This is a genomic window from Micromonospora cynarisoli (assembly GCF_030518815.1).
GTDB classification, from domain to species: Bacteria; Actinomycetota; Actinomycetes; order Mycobacteriales; family Micromonosporaceae; genus Micromonospora; species Micromonospora wenchangensis.
Genome location: NZ_CP130426.1, coordinates 6,147,067 through 6,165,016, shown reverse-complemented (window position 1 = coordinate 6,165,016; position 17,950 = coordinate 6,147,067). Strand labels below are relative to the sequence as shown.

Below are 17,950 nucleotides of genomic sequence, written 5' to 3'. Positions count from 1 at the left end.
CCCCCGGGCCAAACCGATGTCGAGAAGGGACACCAGCGTGCCTGACCGCCTTAGCGACCGCTTCGACTATGCCGCGAACCTTGCCCAGGCCGGCAGATACCGCCAGCACCGAGCCGCCTTCTGGCCGCCGACGACCACGTACGACCTGATCCCTGTGGAACTGGCGCGGCACGCGCCCGACCTCGGTCCCGAGTTCCCGGCAGCCCTCGCACAACTGCGTGCCGCGATCGAGGCCGAGTGGGACCATGCCAAGAACCAGGGGATCGCGCAGCGCCGCCGCTTCGCCGTCCCGAACGCCGTAGCGACGGCAATGCGCCGGCTCGCCGGGCACCTGCCGACGGAGACCGATCGGCGGGCCGCCCTGCTTCGGGCCGAGGCCGTCGAGCACGGCTACGAGGACCGGATCCTCAAGGAACTCGCCGGCCTGGAGGAGGAGGTGACCCTCGTGGCCGGTCAGATCTCCACGTGGTATGGCAAGGACCTGCGGGGGCTGCCCACCGCGTTCGCCTGCCGCCGCGACGAGGACCGTCAGGCCGACGTGGCGCGGGCGCTGGAGTTCCTGCCGGAGGTCGCGCCCTACCTGTCCCGGCTGCACGCCGACCTGACCCTGGGCGACCTGCCTGCCTTCGGCGCGTCGGAGCTGTTCTTCATGGCCGGCGAGGGCGACCTACACCCCAAGCACGTCGCATACTTCCTTCCCGAGGACGAGGGGGTGAAGTACTCGCCGTTCAAGAAGACGTACTACTTCACCAACACCCACGCCGCGCTGGTGCGCGGGGCCTCCGGGCCGCTGGCCGACGAGTTCCTCGCCCTCGATGTCGCGTTCGAGCCCGAGGCGGAACGCTTCGCCTCGATCCCCACCCTCGGCGTGCTCAGCCACGAGTTCGGTCACTTCGTGCAGCGACCGGCCACCAGCTTCAAGGATCTCAACGCCGAAGACCGGTGGGCATCGGTGGTGCTACAGGAGGTCGCCGCCGATGTCTTCGGCATCCTGATCCTCGCCGAGGTGTGGGCCGGACGGCTAGGGCTCGCCTCGGCCGACGTGATCGCCTACTACCTGGCCGAGTGCCTGCGCTACGTCAGCCGGGGGCTGGGTCACTTCCCCGACAGCGACGGCATGTACCTGCAATTGTCGTACCTCGTCCAGGTCGGGGCGCTGGAACCCGCCGGTGCCCGGCTGGCCGGCGAGACCAGCGTGGTCGTGGCTGGCCTGCGCTCGCTCGCGCGGGTGCTGGCCGACTTCCTGCTCGCCGGAAACGCCGGCCCCGCCGCCAAGCTGTACCGCGACCACGGGCCGGCCAACGCCGAGGTGCTCGCGCCGCTCGTCGCCGAGTTGCGCGCCCGCCCGGCCCGGTCGGTCGAGTACGGACAACCCCACACCACGAGCGCCACGTCAGCCGGGGAGAGCCGCCAGTGACCATCGACGTCGAGCAGCACCTGGCAAAAGTGCGCGAGTACTACCACGCCCAACGCTCGGTCGACGGGAGTCCCGCGGGCACCATCTACGCCATCTGGGAGCAGGGCAAGGCGTTCAACGACTCGGTCACGCCGTCGACGTACGTGCCCGAGTACCGGTCGCACATGGCCCTGAAACTGCTGTCGCTGACCCCACAGGCCGGTTCGATCTTCTCCCTCGGCTGCGGCAACGGCTTCGTCGAGGGTGACCTGGTGGCCCTGGAGAGGACCGTGCGGGCCATCGACTGCAACGACGAGGCCGTGACCCTGGCCCGCAGGCGGGGCATCGACGCATTCGCGGCCGACTACTTCGACCTGCGGCCGGCCGACGTCGCGGGTACCGACCTGATCTATGCCGACGGGTTCCTCGGACATGTCTTCACAGCCGAGGAGGCCGCCGCGCCCGCGCTGACCAAGCTGGCCGAGTTGGGCCTGCGCTCCGGGACGTACGTGGTCATCTCCAACGACGCCCCGCACGATCCGAAGGCCGACTACGCGCCGCACGAGCGGGTGGCGGGCTTTTGGTTCGTCTCCCGCGACTACCTGAACAATGAGCTCACCCGGTCCGGGTTCGTGCCGGTGGAGAGCTACTACTTTCCCTACCTGCGGCCGGTCAGCGGGTTGCGCAATCGCACCATCTGCATCGCCCGGGTGCCCTGACATGCCACTGCCCGAGGAGTTCGCCGGCCGGCTGCTGCCGCTGCTGCCGGAACTGGTGGCCGGCTACGGCACCCCGTTCCACATCTACGACCAACGCGGGCTGATCGACCAGCACCGGGAGATGGCCACCGCGTTCGGGACGGAACCGTACCGGCAGTACTTCGCCGTGAAGGCGCTGCCCAACCCGGTGGTGCTGAGCACGCTGCTCGCCGAGGGGAGCGGGTTGGACTGCGCCTCACCGGTCGAACTGGAGCTGGCGCAGCGGGTGGGGGCCGTCGCCGACGACGTCGTCTTCACCTCCAACAACACGGCGGTGAGCGAGTACGAGTTGGCGCTCAAGGCGGGCGCGCTGGTCACTTTCGACGACCGCTCCCTGCTCGACAAGGTGGAGCGGCTGCCGGACCTGGTCGCGTTCCGGGTCGCACCGCACGGGACGGCAGCCCGATCCACCCTCATGGGCAGCGCCACCCACTCCAAGTTCGGGGTGCCGGTCGGCGATCTCGCCGACGCCTACCGCGAAGCCCGGCGGCGGGGCGCGCGGCGCTTCGGCATCCACGGAATGATCTGCGCCAACGAGCTTGACCTGGACCGGGCCGTCCGGGCCGCGTCCGACGTGGTCGAGCTGGGCGCATGGCTGGCCGCCGAGGTCGGCGTCGAGCTGGAGTACGTCAACATCGGCGGCGGACTCGGCATCCCCTACCAGCCAGGGGAACGGGCGATCGACTTCCCGGCGTACGCGGCAGCCGTCCTGGCCTCCCGGCGGCGGGCCTTCGGGCGGCGGCGGCCCCGGATCGTCTCCGAGTTCGGCCGCTACGTCACCGGCCCACACGGGGTGCTGGTCACCCGGGTCATCAACCGGTGCCGCAAGGGGCAGGACGTGGTCGGCGTGGACGCCTCCATGGCCGCCCTGATGCGCCCCGGCTACTACGGCGCCTACCACCACATCAGTCTGCCGTTCGCCACCGGCCGGAGGGAGACCCTCGTCGACGTGGTCGGCTCGCTGTGCGAGAACAACGACAAGTTCGGCATCGACCGGATGCTGCCCGACCCGGTGGAGGGGGACATCGCGCTGGTCCACGACACCGGGGCCCACGGGCACGCGATGGGTTTCACGTACAACGGGCGGCTGCGCCCGGCCGAGCTGATGCTGACCACGGCAGGGGAGGTCGTTGAGATCCGCCGGGCGGAAACCTTCGACGACTACCTCGCCACGGCCCGCTGGAACCCCGTTCCGATCATGGAGGTGACCAGATGAGTGACGCACAACGCAGGGCGTACGTCGAGGAGGCATTCGCCCGGCGGGACCGGCTCACGCCGGACGAGATCGCCGCGCTGCGGCCGTACGTCACCGACGGGATGGCCCGGTTGGACCGGGGTGAACTGCGTGCCGCCCGGCCGGTGTCCGGCTCCTGGGTCGTCGACCCGTACGTCAAGCAGTTGATCCTGCTGTCCTTCCTGACCAACCCGAACGCCTTGGCGCGCTCCGGGCCGGGCCGGCCTATGACGTACGACAAGGTGCCGTTGAAGTTCGAGGGCTGGGAGGAGGCCAACTTCGAGAAGGCCCGGTTGCGGGTGGTGCCGGGCGCGGTGGTCCGGTACGGCTCGTTCGTCGCCCCGGGGGCGGTGCTGATGCCGTCGTTCGTCAACGTGGGCGCCTACGTGGGAGCGGGCACCATGGTAGACACCTGGGCCACCATCGGGTCCTGCGCGCAGATCGGTGAGCGCTGCCACATCTCCGGTGGCGCCGGCATCGGCGGGGTGCTCGAACCGATCGGGGACAGCCCGGTCGTGATCGAGGACGACGTGTTCGTCGGCGCCCGCAGCGAGGTGGCCGAGGGGGTGCGGGTGCGCGCCGGCGCGGTCATCGGCATGGGGGTCTACCTGGGGCGGTCCACGCCTGTCGTGGACCGGGCCACCGGGGCGGTGACGTACGGCGAGGTGCCAGAGAACGCCGTGGTGGTGGCCGGGTCCCGGGCCACCACGCAGCAGCCCGGCCTGTCGGTGTACGCCGCCGTCATCGTCAAGTACGCCGACGCGGGAACCCGCAGTAGGACGTCGCTCAACGAACTGGTGCGGGACTGACCCGGTGTCCAGCACCCACAACGCGTTCGACCGGCTGCGGGACCTGCTACGGGACGTGGCGGCACCGGTCGGACTCGACCCGATCCGCCTGCACCTGGGGGAGTCCCGGCTGGTCGCCCCGCCGATCGACACCGCTGTCCTGGCCGGGCTCGACGGATGGAGCCGTTACCCGGAACTCGGCGGCCCGGTCGCGCTCCGGAAGGCATACCAGAGCTGGTTGGGCCGTCGCTTCGGGATCCCGCCGCCGACCATGGCCTCGCGGGCCCCTCTGGCGGTCGAGCCGACCCCGGGCAGCAAGCAGGCATTGGCGGTGCTCATCGCCCAGGCCGTGGGACGGGCGACGGCCGCGGGCGTCACCGATCCGGTGGTGGTGTCGCCCAATCCCGGGTACCCCACCTACCTGGCCGCCACCCTCGCGGCCCGCGCCCGGCCGGTCCTGTACGCCGGCGACGACCTCACCTCCTGCCTCGCGGCAGAAACCGGTCGGGTGGCTGCCGTGATCGTCTGCCATCCCGGCAACCCGCGTGGGGAGACCCGGAACCGTGACCAGTTGCAGCAGCTCGCCGATCTCGCCTGGAAGGCTGGCGCGGCACTGGTGGTAGACGAGTGCTACATCGACCTCTGGCTCGGCACGGCGCCGCCCGGGTTCCTCTCGGTGGCCGTTCACCCGAGTCTGGAGTTCGTGGTCGTGCACACGTTGTCGAAGCGCTCCGGCGCGCCCGGCCTGCGCAGCGGTTTCGTCGTGGGGCACCCAACGACCGTCGCCGCCTACGCCGAGTACAACCGCACCTGCGGGGTGCCGTTGCCCCGGCCGGTCTGCGAGGCCGCCGCGGCGCTCTGGGCCGACGACGCCCACGTGGCCCGGGCTCGGGCCGCCCTGGCCCGCAACTGGGATCGCGCCGACGTGCTGCTCAAGGATGTCCCCGGGTACCGGCGGGCCGAGGCAGGGTTCTTCCTGTGGTTGCCGGTCGCCGACGACACCGAGACAGCGCGCCGGCTCTGGGGCAACCACGCGCTGACGGTGATGCCGGGCCGGTTCCTCGCGGCCGACGACAGCACTGGCGGCAATCCCGGTGTCGGGCACCTCCGAATCGCGCTAGTACATGACGAGAGCCGGACCGAGGCCGCCCTCGCCCGACTTCGGGAGGGCCTGTGACAGCCGGACGGGAGGGCTGCCCCGGCCCGACCGACCGGCCCGGGAGGTCCGACCGGCATCGTCCGCTGGAACCGACCCGGGCGCAGGTCGGCGATTCTCCGGCGGCCATCGCGCAACGGCTGGTCCGCTTCGTCACGACGAACCCGCCCGGTGCGGAGGCCGAGTGCATCGCCTGGATCCGGGACCTGCTCGCCGAGGCGGGGTGGGAGACCCGGCTGCTGGGCGACCCGGCCCGGCCGAACCTGGTGGCCCGGCTACCAGGTCGTGGCCTGGAACCGCCGCTGCTGCTGCACGCTCACGTCGATGTCGTCCCGGTGGCGGGTCAGCCGTGGACCCGTGCCCCGTTCGCCGGGGAGATCGTAGACGGGGAGTTGTGGGGCCGCGGAGCGGTCGACATGAAGGGCCACCTGGCGATGATGCTCTCGGCGCTGCTGCGCATGTCCGACCACGCGGTGACGCCACCCGGTGACATCATTCTCGCCGTGGTGTCCGACGAGGAGACCGGCAGTGACGCCGGGGCCCGCCTGCTGGTCCGCGAGCATCCGCACCTGTTCGCCGGCGTCCGGTACGCGTTGGGCGAGGATGGTGGGGCGGAGCTCGGTCTCGGCGGGCACGCCCGGCTGCACCCTGTGGTGGTGGCCGAGAAGAGGACCTGCTGGGTACGGGTCACCTTCCGTGCTGCGGGCGGTCACGCGTCCCGGGTCGCCGGGCCTGGTTCGAGCGTCCAGCAGCTCAACCGGTTTCTCACCGCCGTCTCCTCCGGCGGACTCGGGGTCGAGATGACCCCGGTGACGCACCGCATGCTGGACGAGTTGGCCCGCGCCCTGCCGCCCGAAGTAGGGGCGCGGATAGCCGCCTTCCACGCCGACCCGGCCGACCCCGACACGCTCGCCGGCCTACCCGAGGTGACCGTCCGATACCTGCGCTCGGTCGTGCAGCACACAGTGAGCGTCACGGTGCTGCGAGGCGGAACCGGCACCAACGTGCATCCCGCCGAGATCACCGTGGAGGTCGACGGGCGGGTGCTGCCGGGGGCATACTCCACCGAGGATTTCCTCACCCAGCTTCGGGCGCGCACCGGCCCCGAGGCCGACCTGGAGCTCTTCGTCGAGGGGGAGATCATGCCCGCTCCCCGGCTGGACATCGGGTACGACCGGTTGGTGGCCACGCTGCGGGCGCACGATCCGGCGGGCACGCCGGTGCCGGTGCTGACCACCGCTTCCACTGACGCCCGGCTCTTCAGCCAGCTCGGCATTCAGTGCTTCGGCTGGTTGCCGCTGCCCTCCGGGGGCGACGGCGGCTACCGCGACCGACTGCACCAGGCGGACGAGCGAATCTCCATCGCGGCGCTGGACTTCGGTGCCGAGTGTTTCTACACCCTCCTGTCCGGACGGAGCGATCCACATGCCCACTGACCCGCAGCCCCGACTGAGCACGGTGCCGACGATCGGTGCCGTGCCCCCTGATGAGTGGGACCGGCTGGCCGCCGGGGCCCAGCTCTACCAGAGTCATGGCTGGCTGCGCTGGGCGGAGGAGTACTTCGCCGAACTGCGCCCCCGCTACGTCCTGGCGCACGATGCAGACGGCGCGCTCCTCGGAGGGGTGGCCACATACCTGATGACCGAGGTGCCCACCCGGTACACCACCTGGTACGACCCCGTACGCATGTTCCTCGCCCCGCACTGCGACCCGGCCGGGGCCGCCGAGCGATGGTTCCCGGTGCTGCTGGTGGGCGGGTGCAGCGGGTACCACGGGGAGCTGCTCGTCGCGTCGCACCTCGACGGCGAGGGCCAGGCGAGGATCGCGCGGGCCCTGCTCGACCGCTGCCGAGACCTTGCCGCCGAACTGGGCGCCCAAACCACCACCTTCATGTACGCGACAAAGCAGACCGCCGAGGACATCTCACGGATCTGGGGTGGTGCCGGGCCGGTCATCGCCACCTCGGCGGAGGCAATCATCCCGCTGGACGGAGCGGCCGACTTCGAGGGCTACCTCGCCCGCTTCCCCAGCGCCCGGCGCAGCAAGCTGCGAAAGGAATTGACGGCCTTCACCGGGTCGGGGTCCCGGCTGGGGCGCTACCGGCTCGTGGACGTGTTGACCGAAGTAACCCCGCTGATGGGTGGTCACCAACGCAAGTTCGGTGCGGACATCTCGGATGAGGAGATCGGTCGCTATCTCCGCCTTCAGGACAAGCATCTCGGCAGCGGCAGCGTGGTCTTCGTGGATGAGCGAGACGGTCGTATCAACGGCTTCACCCTCTGCTATGCCCACGGCGACACCCTCTATTCCCGGGCTGCGGGGCTCGCCCCTGAGGCCGGGCCGTTCGCTTACTTCAACCTGGCTGTCTATGCCCCGATCCGGCACGCGATCGAAGGCGGACTGCGGGCGGTCGCCCTAGGCGCCGGCAGCTACCAGGGCAAGGTACTGCGTGGCGCGGAGGTGCACGGGCTCTGGTCGGCGGTGGTGCCACCCGAGCCGCTGGAGGACGGCTGGCGGGAGGTGCTCGGCCGGCCTTTTCCCCAGGCTGTCGAGGCCGGGTGCGCCTGAGCGGCGAGCCCGGCCCCATGCCTGCAGGCTTCAGCGCCAACGGGCCCGACGGCCGCACCGGCGCGATCAGGTCGTGACCGGGTGCTTCCCCGTGGCCCCGACGACGGCGAAACGGTTCTGCACGCCATACCAGAGAGCGCCGAATGCGACGACGCCCAGGACGGCGCAGACCGCCCAGGCAGCGCGCCCGAAGAGCTGGAACAGGGTGGTGCCGAGCAGCGGACCGAACGCGTAGCCCGCCGACTGCACCGCCGACAGAGCCCCGATGTACCGGCCACGCAGTGGCACCGGGGCGGCCATCGCCGGGTATGCGTTCAGCGACGGCGCGTTGACGATCTCACCGAACGTCCAGATCAGCGCCCCGACCACGAAGATCCAAACACCCCCGGCGAAACCGAACAGGGCTAGGCCGAGCCCGATACACAGGGATCCTGTCGCGATGGCGGTCCTGATCGGCAACCGCTGGACACTGCGGGTCAGGGGCAACTCCACGGCGATGATGATGGCGCCGTTGAGCGCGATGATGATGCCGTAGAGCGACACCGGGTGCCCCTGTGATCCGAGGTGCAGCGGCAGAATCACCTGGTATTGCACTTCCGCGAGGGCGGTGGCGAACATCGCCACCAGTACGGCGAGGTACCGGCGGTCGTGGAACAGCCCTCTGCCGCCGAGCACTTCGCCGACCTGGCCAGGGGCGTCCTGGGATCGTGCCGGGGGTGTACCGGCCTCGCTGGTCGTGGCGGCCTGCTCTGCGGCGGAGCGGTCGCCCGGTCGTCCGGCGGACCGCACGTCGGGTAGCAGGAAGACGGCGACCATCCCGAACACGAGCGCAGTCCCAGCATTGACCAGGAACACGGCGGTGAAAGAGTGGGTCGCCAGCCACGCACCGATCAACGGGCCGAGGGTGGCGCCCACGTTGAGGCCCAGCCGGCTCGCGGCGGTGGTGGTGACGAGGCGGTGCAGCGGGGTCAACTCGGCCAACATCGCGGAGGCGGCCGGGCGGTACGCGGCGGTGAGGATTCCGGCGGCCAGGCTGGTGACGAGCAGCCAGTTGTAGTCCTCTTCGAAGGCGATGGCGGCCACCGCCACGCTGGACAGCAGCGTGGAGGCGATGATGACCTGGCGGGATCCGATCCGGTCCGACAGCAGCCCGCCGGCGAACACCCCGACGATCGAACCCACCCCGTAGAGGGTCAGCACCACTCCCGCCGCGGCGGGGCTGAACCCGAGGCTGGTCAGGTAGAGGATCAGGAAGATCGCGAGGAAGGCGCCCATCCGGTTTACCGCGATGCCCACAAGCAGCACGATCACCGGGCGGGGAAGTGCACGTAGGGTCTGTAGGGTGCCCGGCGGGGCTGCGGATTCTGGTTCGGCCATGGGCGCCGCGTTCCTCTCCATCGGTCGGCACTCCGGCAGTGCCGGTGCCAGTCGGCCGCTTACCGTGCGTATCGACCCGGGTGCATTATAGTGCCGGCCGGCGCGTCGCGAGGCTGTCCTATGTGGAGCCCACAGCCGCCGTGGACCGGCACACCTGATCGGCTCGCGGGAGCGCGCCGGCCCTGGCCGGCAGGGTCAGGGCCGGTGCGTCGCCGGGTAGATCAGTAGTTGCAGACGTCCACGCCCCGGATCCAGTTCGCGTATCCCGTGCAGGTGCAGTAGTGGGCGACGTGCCCTTCCTCGCCGCTGTACGAGATGTAGTTCCACACCAGGTCGCCGTAGATATCCTGACCGGAGTGCTGGCAGATGATGTGCGCCGCGGTGCCGGCCGGCACGGTCTTGATGGGCGTGCAGCTCTGGCTCAGCTGCGCCGCCTTGCTCGGGTGGTAGCAGTCCGCAGGGTCACTGCGGTGTTGCCGATGCTCGCGCTGTACCAGCTCGCCTGCGCCGGCCCCGTGGTGACGGTGAGCAGCGCGGCGGCCAGGGTCGCGGCGGTGGCGGCGCGCCGCAGCCGGCCCTCCCGTCCGGGGCGAGAGGCGCATGCTATCGGTCGATATCAACGTCCGTCACGAGCTGACCAACGAACCCGATCCGAATACGATTCGCCTACTGCCGATGCAGTACTAGCCCGTGTTTCGTAAGTGGGCGTTGGCCGGGTGAGGTCGCGGCGTGGCGGTGATCGATAACTGGAGAGGTCTCCGGTGAGTGGGTTAGCGACCAAGCAAACCTGAATACCGGAGACCTCATGGCCAGACCCAGGCCTGGGTGACCGTCGGAGTGTGCTCGACGACCTTGTCGAGCAGCCGTATGCCGATGGCGTTGTCGGTGACCGACGCCGCTGTCACCACGACCGCGATGACCAGACCGAGGGTGTCCACGGCCAGGCCACGCTTGCGGCCGGACACCTTCTTCCCGACGTCTGGGCTTCCCCCTGAGATGTGGACACCCTGAGACTGGATGTTGGTCCAGAGGAAGGGGTGTCCCCGTTGGGGCGTCCATCGAAGTACACGGAAGAGTTTCGGCGTGACGCGGTTGACCTGGTCCGCTCGTCGGGGCGGCCGATCAATCAGGTGGCCCGTGAGCTGGGGATGAGTCACGAGACGCTGCGGAACTGGGTCCGCGCCGCTGAACGTCGAGCCGGGGCCGCAGCGGCCTCCTCGGGTGGGGACGGGTTGTCGGTGGCGGACAAGGACGCCGAGATCGCCCGGCTGCGGCGTGAGGTCGCGGAGTTGCGGCAGGAGAAGGAGATCCTGCGTAAGGCAGCCGCCTATTTCGCGAAGGAGATGGCTCGGTGACCAGCCGCTTCCGGTTCATCTCCGCCCACCGCGCCGCCTTCGGCGTCAAGCGGCTGTGCCGGGTCCTGGCGGTGTCCCGCTCCGGGTTCTACCGCTGGATCGCGGGTGAGCCGGCCCGGCAGGCTCGCGCCGCCGCCGAGGACGCCCTCGCTGAGCAGATCACCCAGGTTCACGCCGACTCCGGCGGCGCCTACGGCTCCCCGCGGGTGACCGTCGAGCTGCACCACCAGGGCATGCGGGTCAACCGCAAGCGGGTCGAGCGGATCATGCGCCAACGCGACGTGGTGGGCCGACACCTGCGCCGCCGCAAACGCACCACCATGCCGGATCCGACCGCTGTGCCGGTGCCGGACCTGATCGGCCGGGACTTCACCGCCACCGCACCGGATCAGCGGTGGTGCGGCGACATCACCTACCTACGCGTCGGTGGCGGCTGGTTGTATCTGGCCACGGTCATCGACATCGCCACCCGCCGGCTGATCGGCTGGTCGATCAACACCCACATGCGCACCGGCCTGGTCATCGACGCTCTCGACGCCGCGGCCGCCGCCCGCGGCGGCCGGGTCGACGGCGTGATCTTCCACTCCGACAGGGGCGCCCAGTACGGCAGCGGCGACTTCGCCGACGCCTGCCAACGGCACGGCATCCGCCGCTCGACGGGGCGGATCGGCTCGTCGTACGACAACGCCCTGGCCGAAGCCTTCTTCGCCACCCTGAAGCGAGAGTTAGACGTCGACCACCGACGCTGGACATCCGAGACTGATGCCCGCCGCGACGTGTTCCGGTGGATCGCCTTCTACAACCACCGACGCCGCCACTCCGCACTCGGCTACCTCAGCCCCACCGACTACGAACAGAACCTCGCACCGACTACGCTGCATCAGATCGCGGCATAACCCGGTGTCCACATCCCGGGAGGAACCTCAGTGGCGGGCGAAGTCGTGGACGGTCATCCGGAGGGCCTCGCGTAACGCGCGGGTCTCCTGTCCGGTCCACCGGCCGACGACCACCGTCCCGCACCCGCAGTCACCCGTCGCCGCGTGACTGGCCCGGGGGGCGGTCCGGCCAGCGCGTCGCTGGCGTTCCTCGTCCCGCGCCTGCGCCTGCTGGGCGTTGAAGTCCCGTACCAGCGCGGCCATCTGGTCGAACGCGGCCAACAACGCCCCTCGTGCGTCGACCGCCCGGTCGGCGTCCTGCCAGAACCGACGAACGCTGGTGTCCCGGCCGATCTCGGCGTTAGCGACCGAACTACGGGAGTAACAGATGCTTCTGGCGAGCTGCATCTGCGTCAGCCCTCGCTCGACACGCCACGCGGCCAACCGCCGACCGAGGTCCCTACGCGCCTCGGCCACCTGCTGCTGACTGATCAGCCCCGGCAAGCGCAGACCCGACGAACCCCGGCCGTCCATGGCCGACTGCGTCACCCGCACATTCGTCACCGGCACCGCCGAGCCGGAAGCCGACACACCTGGCCAGGGCCAGCCGCAGTTGCCGGTATACCGAGTCCAGGCGCGAGGCAGTCCCTCACCACACCCGACGGTTCGATCATCACTTCGACCGGCGCCGCGAGGACCGCGACAGCGCCGGTCATGTCGTCGCGAGGGACCAGCACCGTGACCGTCTCGGCGTAGATGCTCACGGTCACCCGCACCACCGCCGCTCGGGCCATCATGACCGGACCATCCGCCGCCGCTACCGATACCGGGCGGCCCAGGTCGGCACCGGAAGCCGACAATCTCCTGCCACTTAGTCTGGATTCCTCCGGACTCACCTCAGGGTCCTGGGCGTGTCCCTGGATGATGAAGAACCCGAGGTCGGCGTTGGTCGTCTTACCGAGGATCTCCCGCAGCGCCGTGCGGTACGGCTCGAACGGCCACCGGTGCTCCCCACGCCCCAGCCGGCCAACGTAGCGGGCACCCACAGTACGACAGCACCCCGCGGGCGCGTGGGCGTAGGCGTTGACCGCATCGGCCAACTCCTGCCGGGACACCGGCCGCCCCGACCCCGACGAAGACCGCAACGCCAGCCGCCCCCCGCGAAGCAAGTTGTCAGGCCCCGATTGATGGGCCACGAAGTCCTCTCCCAACTTCAATTTCGCCTGCCGCCTCCATGGGCAACCCGCAGAGCCCGCAAACGGCACGGTCAGGCGCAGGGCCAGGGGAGCTGCCCCACGCGACAGCCACCGATCGGCGTGTCAGCGGGCTGCACTGTTCCTGCCTGCTCAGCCGGCGGGTTCCGGACACGCACGGCCGTCAACCGAAGCCGTCGCCCGAGCAGGGACACCTTCGCCACGGCGCACGTTCCGGCCGGCACGCTGCTCGAAGCTCCCGCCGCAGGAGGGTGAGGCTTCAGGCGCGGATCTGTCGGTACGCCTGATGGTCACGGGACAGCAGGACCCGCGAGTGCCCCTGTCCCAGGGCATCCGATGATCGGCGGAGGTCTAGTGGTCGCGGCCGAGAAGGATGTGCGGATACCCCTTGTTGACCTGCTCACCGAGGGCGACGTCGAGGGAGGCGATGAACTCGTCCAGGCGTTGGGTGGCATCGCCGACGTCGGTGGCCTCCCCCTTGAACTCGAACTCGACGAAGTCACCGGCGTCCACCACGTGATCGAAGACGACCTCGACGTCGGAGAGAGTCCACGCCTGACGGGTCTTGTCGACCGTCACCATGGGGCGGAAATCGAGAGCCGCCAGCAGGAGACGAACCGCCTCGACGTCCCCGACAGGACTCTCGTACTCGTCAGCGTGAGTCTTGACGACGGCGTCGACCGGGTGCCACCGCTTGAAATTGATCGACGCTCCGTGGTCCTCGATGCGGACGCGTAGCCACTCGGAGATCGTGTCGGCAGCGAGGAAGTTCCGGTGCGGCGCGTTGTAGTAGGCGTCGACCTGCCGGGTCGGCTCAGCGGACTTCGCGCCAAGCTCCACGAGCCGGGCCTTGAGGCCCTCGGCGTCGGGCAGGCTGTACTTCTTCTCGACCTCGATGTAGCGCACGGTGTAGTTCCTATCAGTTGGTGTGTGGGCTGGCGTGGAGCACAGCCCGGATCTGGGTGATGTCGTCGGCGTGGAGTGGGTGGTCGAGGCTGGCGATGATGGTGTCGATCTGGCTCTCATTGCGAAAGCCGACGAGTACGGCGGCATCGGGAGCGTGGTGCAGGGCGTACTGCACGCAGAGGCGCGCCATGGCGGCAGGAGTGTGTCCGTACCGGGCGCGGAGGGGTGCGAGTCGGGCGTGTAGCTGCCGGCGGTTTTCCGGGTTGAAGGCCGGGTCGGTGCTGCGGTGGTCACCGACGCTGTACCGCCGCTGATCGGCACTTGTCTCGGTACGTAGCAGGAGGCCCTGTCCGAGGACCTGTTTGATCAGGACGCCGACACCCCTGCGGTGGGCGAATCGGAAGATGTCGGTTTCGTGGTCGGCGTAAAGCGGACTGACCAGGTTGTAGCGGGTGGTGAGCACGTCGGGGCGTACCTGGTCGAACAGGTGCAGCCAACGGCGCGTTTCGGCTGCCTCCGGCCGGTCGGTGGCGGCCCACTCTTCGGCGAACCGGTGTGGTGCGCGCATGCCGACCGCCCGGATGATTCCCTCGTTTCGCCAGGCCCGCATCAAGCTGACGGCGTCCGGCAGGTACCGGTTGTGCGAGCCGAAGTCGCTGCTGTGCAGAAAGTAGATGTCGAGGTGATCGGTGCCGAGGTTGTCCAGGGTGGTGGCGAGCTGGGCACGCATCTGCAGGGGGTGGTAGGCGTGGCGAGCGGTGCCGGTGAAATAGCCGACCTTGCTGGAGATGGTCAAGTTGTGGCGTGCGGTGACTCGGATGAGTTTGCCGAGCAGGCGTTCGGAGTGGCCGAGGCCGTAGACGTCCGCGGTGTCGTAGAGCGTGACGCCGCGTTCGAAGGCGCGCTCGAGCCCGGCGAAGGCAGCGTCGGGATCGACGCCGTCCCAGCCGATCGGGGTGCCCCGGTTGGTGGCTTGGCCGCCGATGGTCCAGCAGCCGGCCCCGATAGCGGAGACCTGCGCGTTGAGGCCGGCGAGGTGGCGGTGTGGCATGGAGATCATGGGTTGTCCGTTCAGGTGCCGCACGGGTCGGCTGCGTTGATCAGCTGCCAGCTGCGGGTGGCGGTCCATCGGTGGTGTTCGTGCCGAAGGATGTCCCGACGGTCGGCGGGCAGGACCGCACCGACCGTGGCGACAACCGGCTCCAGGTCGGTGCGCAGTTGGGTCAGGAGTATGTTGGCCGCCGCCTGGCATCGCACGTCGAGGTCCCGGTGGTCCGTTGCGGTCGGATCGGTGCGGTCGAGTTCGTCGAGCATCGTGCCGAGGAGCCGGTAGGCGGCGTTCTTTAGCAGCCGGCGCAGGTGGCGGACCATGGCGTAGGGCTGACCGGTGAGGATCTTCTCCAGGGACTTAAGGGTGTAGTCCAGGGCGAAGTTCCGGTCGATCCACAGCTGGGAGCGGTGGGCGAGCACGCCGATGCGCCAGTCGGCGTAGCGGGCCTCGACTCGTCCCATCGACGGGTCCGCCGCTCCGGTGAGTCTGGCTGCTTCGGCGCGGCGGGTGTAGGCGGCGCCGATCAGGCATTCCATGCCGACGAGCATGTAGCTGATGCCGGTGTAGAAGGGGCGGCCGGTGGTGTGGGCGGCGACCCACCGCTCGTCACGAACCCCGTCGATGATCTCGGCGACGCTCAGGTCGAGCTGTGGCCGCAGCAGCAGGTCGGTGCGGCCCTGGAAGGCGTACGTCTGCCGTAGCTCGGCTGCGGTCATCAGCTGGTCGAAGGTGATGTAGGTGAATCGTGGTGGCACGCCCAGCGCGGTGAGAGTGCGGATGGCCAGGGCGTTCTGCTCGCCGGTGGTCTCCTTGTTGAAGCGCTCCAGGATCGAGGTCACCCCGGACTCCACCCCGAACAGGCAGCGGCGCAGGTTCCGGTCGACCAGACCGCGCCACAGGTGGCCGCGTTCGAGGTGCCAGGTACGATCCCGGTCGGGACGGACCACCTGATCGACCCGGCAACTCGTCTCCCAGGTGAACCCCGTTTGGGCGAGCGTGTCCGCTACCTGCAGGGCCCTGGTGGCCGCGTCGTCACCGCGTCCGATGAACTCCTCGTCGACCAGATAGATCGTCTTGTTCAGGTTCGGGTGCCGGTCGAACACCGCCCTCATTTGGCGCAGGAGCCAGGGCAGCGCATCGGGCTGCGCCCCGGACCACTGCCCCTTGTGTCCCCGCGGGCAGAAGGAGCAGTAGTTGGTGCAGCCTCGCGACGACTCCAGCTGCGCCACGCCGCCGTGCGCGAAGGTGTGATCGAGTAGATCGAGTTCCGGCCACATGTCGGTCTGCGACCGGTTCGCCACAGTCGCGGTCCGGCGGGAACGGCTGATCGGCATCAGGAGGCGGGCCTGCGAGGTGTCCCGGAAACCGATACCTCGGATCTGCCCGATTTGAAGGTCACCGTGCCAATGGGCCAGTACGTCGGTGATCGTCGGTTCCCCCGCGCCCCGGCAGATGAGCAGGTTCGGATAGCGGTCCAGCAGGATCCGCTCGTTGCGGGCGGTCAGCGAGCCGCCGGCGACCACCAGCGGCGGCCGGTCGAGCGAAGCAACGGCATCCAGCAGTCTGGTGGCCAGGTCATGCTGGCCGAAGGTCACCGACACACCGAGTATCTCCACACCCTCGCGGACCCGGGCGACGATGTCGTCCAATCCGGTGCCGAGCTGCATATCCATCAGCTCGACCTGCCCGATCAGGGTGGACCGCGCTGCCCGGGCCAGGTCGGAAATCGCCAGCGGGAACCGAGGAAGTGGGAAGTGCTCCGGGTGGTACAGCGACGCGAGCAACAGCCGTGGTCGCAGCAACCGCCGCTGTCCCTCGGCGGTGATCCGTGCGGTGGACAGCCAGCTGTCCTGGTCGGCGACATGTAGGTGGCCGACGGTCCAGTTGGGCCACACACGGCTGCGATGTGGCTGCCCGGAGAGGTCTGCCGCCGTCCACGATCCTGACGGTTGCAGGATGAGAACCAGCCGACGATCGAGCGTTCCGGTCACCACCACCGTTCTCTCCTCCCCGACCGCCGAGGTCAGCGCGGCACGCACGGCATTCGGATCCTCCAACGGCACTTCCATCAACGGCCCGCCACGTGGGGGTATCGAGCCAGTGGCGTGCGCGTACGCGTACAGCAGCCGATCGTGGGCGGACGGGGGCAGGTCACGCATCGAACACCTCCGTGACGAGCAGAGCTTTGCGGGTGTGGGCGTGTGCCACCGCCCGCGCGAGACAGCAACGGGAAGAAGGGCTACGAGATGTGGGGACAGAGCCGGAAACGGCCTGCTCAGTGCGAGATGGCAGGAACGAGTCCGGACGGCGCGCCGAGCAAACCCGTCAGGCGCATCGCATCGACGTCGTTCAGTTCGATAAACGTAGAAGCGCCCGGCGATCAGGGCGGACGGTCTTGCTAACGATGCATTTGCTCAACCGGCACCTCCGGACGTCTTATCCAGGCGATCATGCGGACGTGCCAGGCGGCGAGGTCGATGCACAGCCCAAGCCGGTACGCGTCCTGGACGGCCTCGTTGAGCATCACGACAAGGTAGAGCGCCAGGGACACCCGACATCCTTCGTACTCGCGCAGCAAGCGGAGCCGGGCCGGCGAGCAGGGCCACTCGGCACCGCAGGCTCGGCACCGCCACAACGGGCGCATCGGCAGGTGCGGGCGGGGCTGTTCGACACGCGTCACCACCGACCGCCCCGCCCGCGCCACTCCTGCGCCAACGTCGGACAACCGGCCCGGCCCACCCCCAACGAGTCGGGAGTGGCGTCCTCCGCCAACCGATGATCATCCTGGATCCCTGTGGCCATCGGTCCCATCGCCCGGGCCGGCGACGCGGATCCTGTCGCCGACCGCTGAGCTGCCCGCACACCACCCTCACCTCGGCGGGGACGGGCACCCAGCGGGGTCGCGTGAGGGGTGCAGTGGCGGCGATGCCGGCCGTGTGATCGCCCGGCCCCACCGGGTGCAATCGCTTCGCGCCCGAGCAGAAAGCGCCAGCCCCGGCGCAGCATCTGGGTTGCCGTAGACAGACCCTGCATCCGCCACCGCGAGTTGAGCGGATCCGGGGCCGGCATCGGAAACCGACCATCGGGCTGGACGGTGTGGGATGAGACATACAAGGTCATGACCAGTTCTCCAGGAACCCGGCCGCAGTTGTGGTGGTCGAGGGCGGTGGCAGCGTGCGGATGGCGGGCACGCGCACCTGGACGACGATGCCGGTGCCGCCCGGAGCAGCAGGGCCAGCCTTGAGCCAGGTCGTAGCACCGGTCACGGGGCC

At 69.5% G+C, this 17,950-nt stretch carries 17 protein-coding genes and 1 pseudogene; 8 read left to right on the top strand and 10 right to left on the bottom strand.

Going from position 1 to position 17,950, the window contains the following annotated elements; all coding sequences use genetic code 11:
* Positions 1-37 precede the first annotated feature (37 nt).
* From Q2K16_RS27190 to Q2K16_RS27160, 7 genes are read left to right on the top strand one after another with little or no spacing between them, the layout of a single operon-like run.
* Positions 38-1,417, top strand: a complete 1,380-nt coding sequence (locus Q2K16_RS27190) for a DUF8614 domain-containing protein (RefSeq protein WP_302740976.1) — start codon at positions 38-40, stop codon at positions 1,415-1,417.
* A complete protein-coding gene (locus Q2K16_RS27185; RefSeq protein ID WP_302740975.1) occupies positions 1,414-2,115 on the top strand; it encodes a class I SAM-dependent methyltransferase in 702 nt (233 codons plus the stop codon). Before Q2K16_RS27190 ends, Q2K16_RS27185 begins: the two co-directional genes overlap by 4 nt.
* 1 nt (position 2,116) lies before the next feature.
* A complete protein-coding gene (locus tag Q2K16_RS27180; RefSeq protein ID WP_302740974.1) occupies positions 2,117-3,370 on the top strand; it encodes a diaminopimelate decarboxylase in 1,254 nt (417 codons plus the stop codon).
* The gene (locus tag Q2K16_RS27175) at positions 3,367-4,197 is read left to right on the top strand and encodes a 2,3,4,5-tetrahydropyridine-2,6-dicarboxylate N-succinyltransferase (protein ID WP_302740973.1); all 831 of its coding nucleotides are present in this window, start codon (positions 3,367-3,369) and stop codon (positions 4,195-4,197) included. Before Q2K16_RS27180 ends, Q2K16_RS27175 begins: the two co-directional genes overlap by 4 nt.
* A 4-nt stretch (positions 4,198-4,201) precedes the next feature.
* Positions 4,202-5,353, top strand: coding sequence for an aminotransferase class I/II-fold pyridoxal phosphate-dependent enzyme (locus Q2K16_RS27170; protein WP_302740972.1), 1,152 nt, complete (start codon positions 4,202-4,204; stop codon positions 5,351-5,353).
* Positions 5,350-6,768, top strand: a complete 1,419-nt coding sequence (locus tag Q2K16_RS27165) for a M20/M25/M40 family metallo-hydrolase (protein ID WP_302740971.1) — start codon at positions 5,350-5,352, stop codon at positions 6,766-6,768. The genes Q2K16_RS27170 and Q2K16_RS27165 overlap by 4 nt, the downstream gene beginning before the upstream one ends.
* On the top strand, positions 6,758-7,900 hold the full coding sequence (locus tag Q2K16_RS27160; protein WP_302740970.1) for a GNAT family N-acetyltransferase: 1,143 nt from the start codon (positions 6,758-6,760) through the stop codon (positions 7,898-7,900). The genes Q2K16_RS27165 and Q2K16_RS27160 overlap by 11 nt, the downstream gene beginning before the upstream one ends.
* Positions 7,901-7,966: 66 nt before the next feature.
* On the opposite strand, the gene Q2K16_RS27155 is transcribed toward Q2K16_RS27160, so the two are convergent.
* The 3 genes and pseudogenes from Q2K16_RS27155 to Q2K16_RS27145 form a co-directional block, all read right to left on the bottom strand.
* Entirely contained in the window at positions 7,967-9,277 is a 1,311-nt protein-coding gene (locus tag Q2K16_RS27155) for an MFS transporter (RefSeq protein WP_302740969.1), read from the bottom strand.
* Positions 9,278-9,498: 221 nt separating this feature from the next.
* Entirely contained in the window at positions 9,499-9,672 is a 174-nt protein-coding gene (locus Q2K16_RS27150) for a hypothetical protein (RefSeq protein ID WP_302740968.1), read from the bottom strand.
* A gap of 417 nt (positions 9,673-10,089) precedes the next feature.
* Positions 10,090-10,257 (bottom strand): annotated as a pseudogene (locus Q2K16_RS27145) (transposase); the annotation flags it as partial.
* A gap of 66 nt (positions 10,258-10,323) precedes the next feature.
* Here Q2K16_RS27145 and Q2K16_RS27140 point away from each other — a divergent pair.
* A protein-coding gene (locus tag Q2K16_RS27140) for an IS3 family transposase (RefSeq protein ID WP_489671812.1) occupies positions 10,324-11,528 on the top strand; the annotation gives its coding sequence in 2 pieces (ribosomal slippage) (positions 10,324-10,611 and positions 10,614-11,528; 1,203 coding nt in all).
* Between the two features lie 27 nt (positions 11,529-11,555).
* Here Q2K16_RS27140 and Q2K16_RS27135 read toward each other — a convergent pair.
* The 7 genes from Q2K16_RS27135 to Q2K16_RS27105 form a co-directional block, all read right to left on the bottom strand.
* Complete coding sequence (locus Q2K16_RS27135; RefSeq protein WP_302740967.1) at positions 11,556-12,056, bottom strand: helix-turn-helix domain-containing protein; 501 nt, start codon at positions 12,054-12,056, stop codon at positions 11,556-11,558.
* Between the two features lie 11 nt (positions 12,057-12,067).
* The gene (locus Q2K16_RS27130; protein ID WP_302740966.1) at positions 12,068-12,622 is read right to left on the bottom strand and encodes a hypothetical protein; all 555 of its coding nucleotides are present in this window, start codon (positions 12,620-12,622) and stop codon (positions 12,068-12,070) included.
* A gap of 450 nt (positions 12,623-13,072) precedes the next feature.
* A complete protein-coding gene (cyaB, locus tag Q2K16_RS27125; RefSeq protein ID WP_302740965.1) occupies positions 13,073-13,627 on the bottom strand; it encodes a class IV adenylate cyclase in 555 nt (184 codons plus the stop codon).
* A gap of 13 nt (positions 13,628-13,640) precedes the next feature.
* Positions 13,641-14,687 (bottom strand): aldo/keto reductase, encoded by a 1,047-nt coding sequence (locus Q2K16_RS27120; protein ID WP_302740964.1) that lies wholly within the window; start codon positions 14,685-14,687, stop codon positions 13,641-13,643.
* Positions 14,688-14,698: 11 nt separating this feature from the next.
* Positions 14,699-16,837, bottom strand: coding sequence for a B12-binding domain-containing radical SAM protein (locus Q2K16_RS27115; RefSeq protein ID WP_302740963.1), 2,139 nt, complete (start codon positions 16,835-16,837; stop codon positions 14,699-14,701).
* A gap of 239 nt (positions 16,838-17,076) precedes the next feature.
* Positions 17,077-17,229 carry a hypothetical protein gene (locus tag Q2K16_RS27110; RefSeq protein ID WP_302740962.1) on the bottom strand — a complete coding sequence of 51 codons (153 nt, stop codon included), beginning with the start codon at positions 17,227-17,229 and terminating at the stop codon, positions 17,077-17,079.
* Positions 17,230-17,794: 565 nt separating this feature from the next.
* On the bottom strand, positions 17,795-17,944 hold the full coding sequence (locus Q2K16_RS27105; RefSeq protein WP_302740961.1) for a hypothetical protein: 150 nt from the start codon (positions 17,942-17,944) through the stop codon (positions 17,795-17,797).
* Between the last annotated feature and the right edge of the window lie 6 nt (positions 17,945-17,950).

Bases quoted from the DNA above. Each gene is read 5' to 3' on its own strand.
- Q2K16_RS27180 (WP_302740974.1), top strand. From the start codon at position 2,117: ATGCCACTGCCCGAGGAGTTCGCCGGCCGGCTGCTGCCGCTGCTGCCG.
- Q2K16_RS27175 (WP_302740973.1), top strand. From the start codon at position 3,367: ATGAGTGACGCACAACGCAGGGCGTACGTCGAGGAGGCATTCGCCCGG.
- Q2K16_RS27160 (WP_302740970.1), top strand. From the start codon at position 6,758: ATGCCCACTGACCCGCAGCCCCGACTGAGCACGGTGCCGACGATCGGT.
- Q2K16_RS27155 (WP_302740969.1), bottom strand. From the start codon at position 9,277: ATGGCCGAACCAGAATCCGCAGCCCCGCCGGGCACCCTACAGACCCTA.
- Q2K16_RS27120 (WP_302740964.1), bottom strand. From the start codon at position 14,687: ATGATCTCCATGCCACACCGCCACCTCGCCGGCCTCAACGCGCAGGTC.
- Q2K16_RS27115 (WP_302740963.1), bottom strand. From the start codon at position 16,837: ATGCGTGACCTGCCCCCGTCCGCCCACGATCGGCTGCTGTACGCGTAC.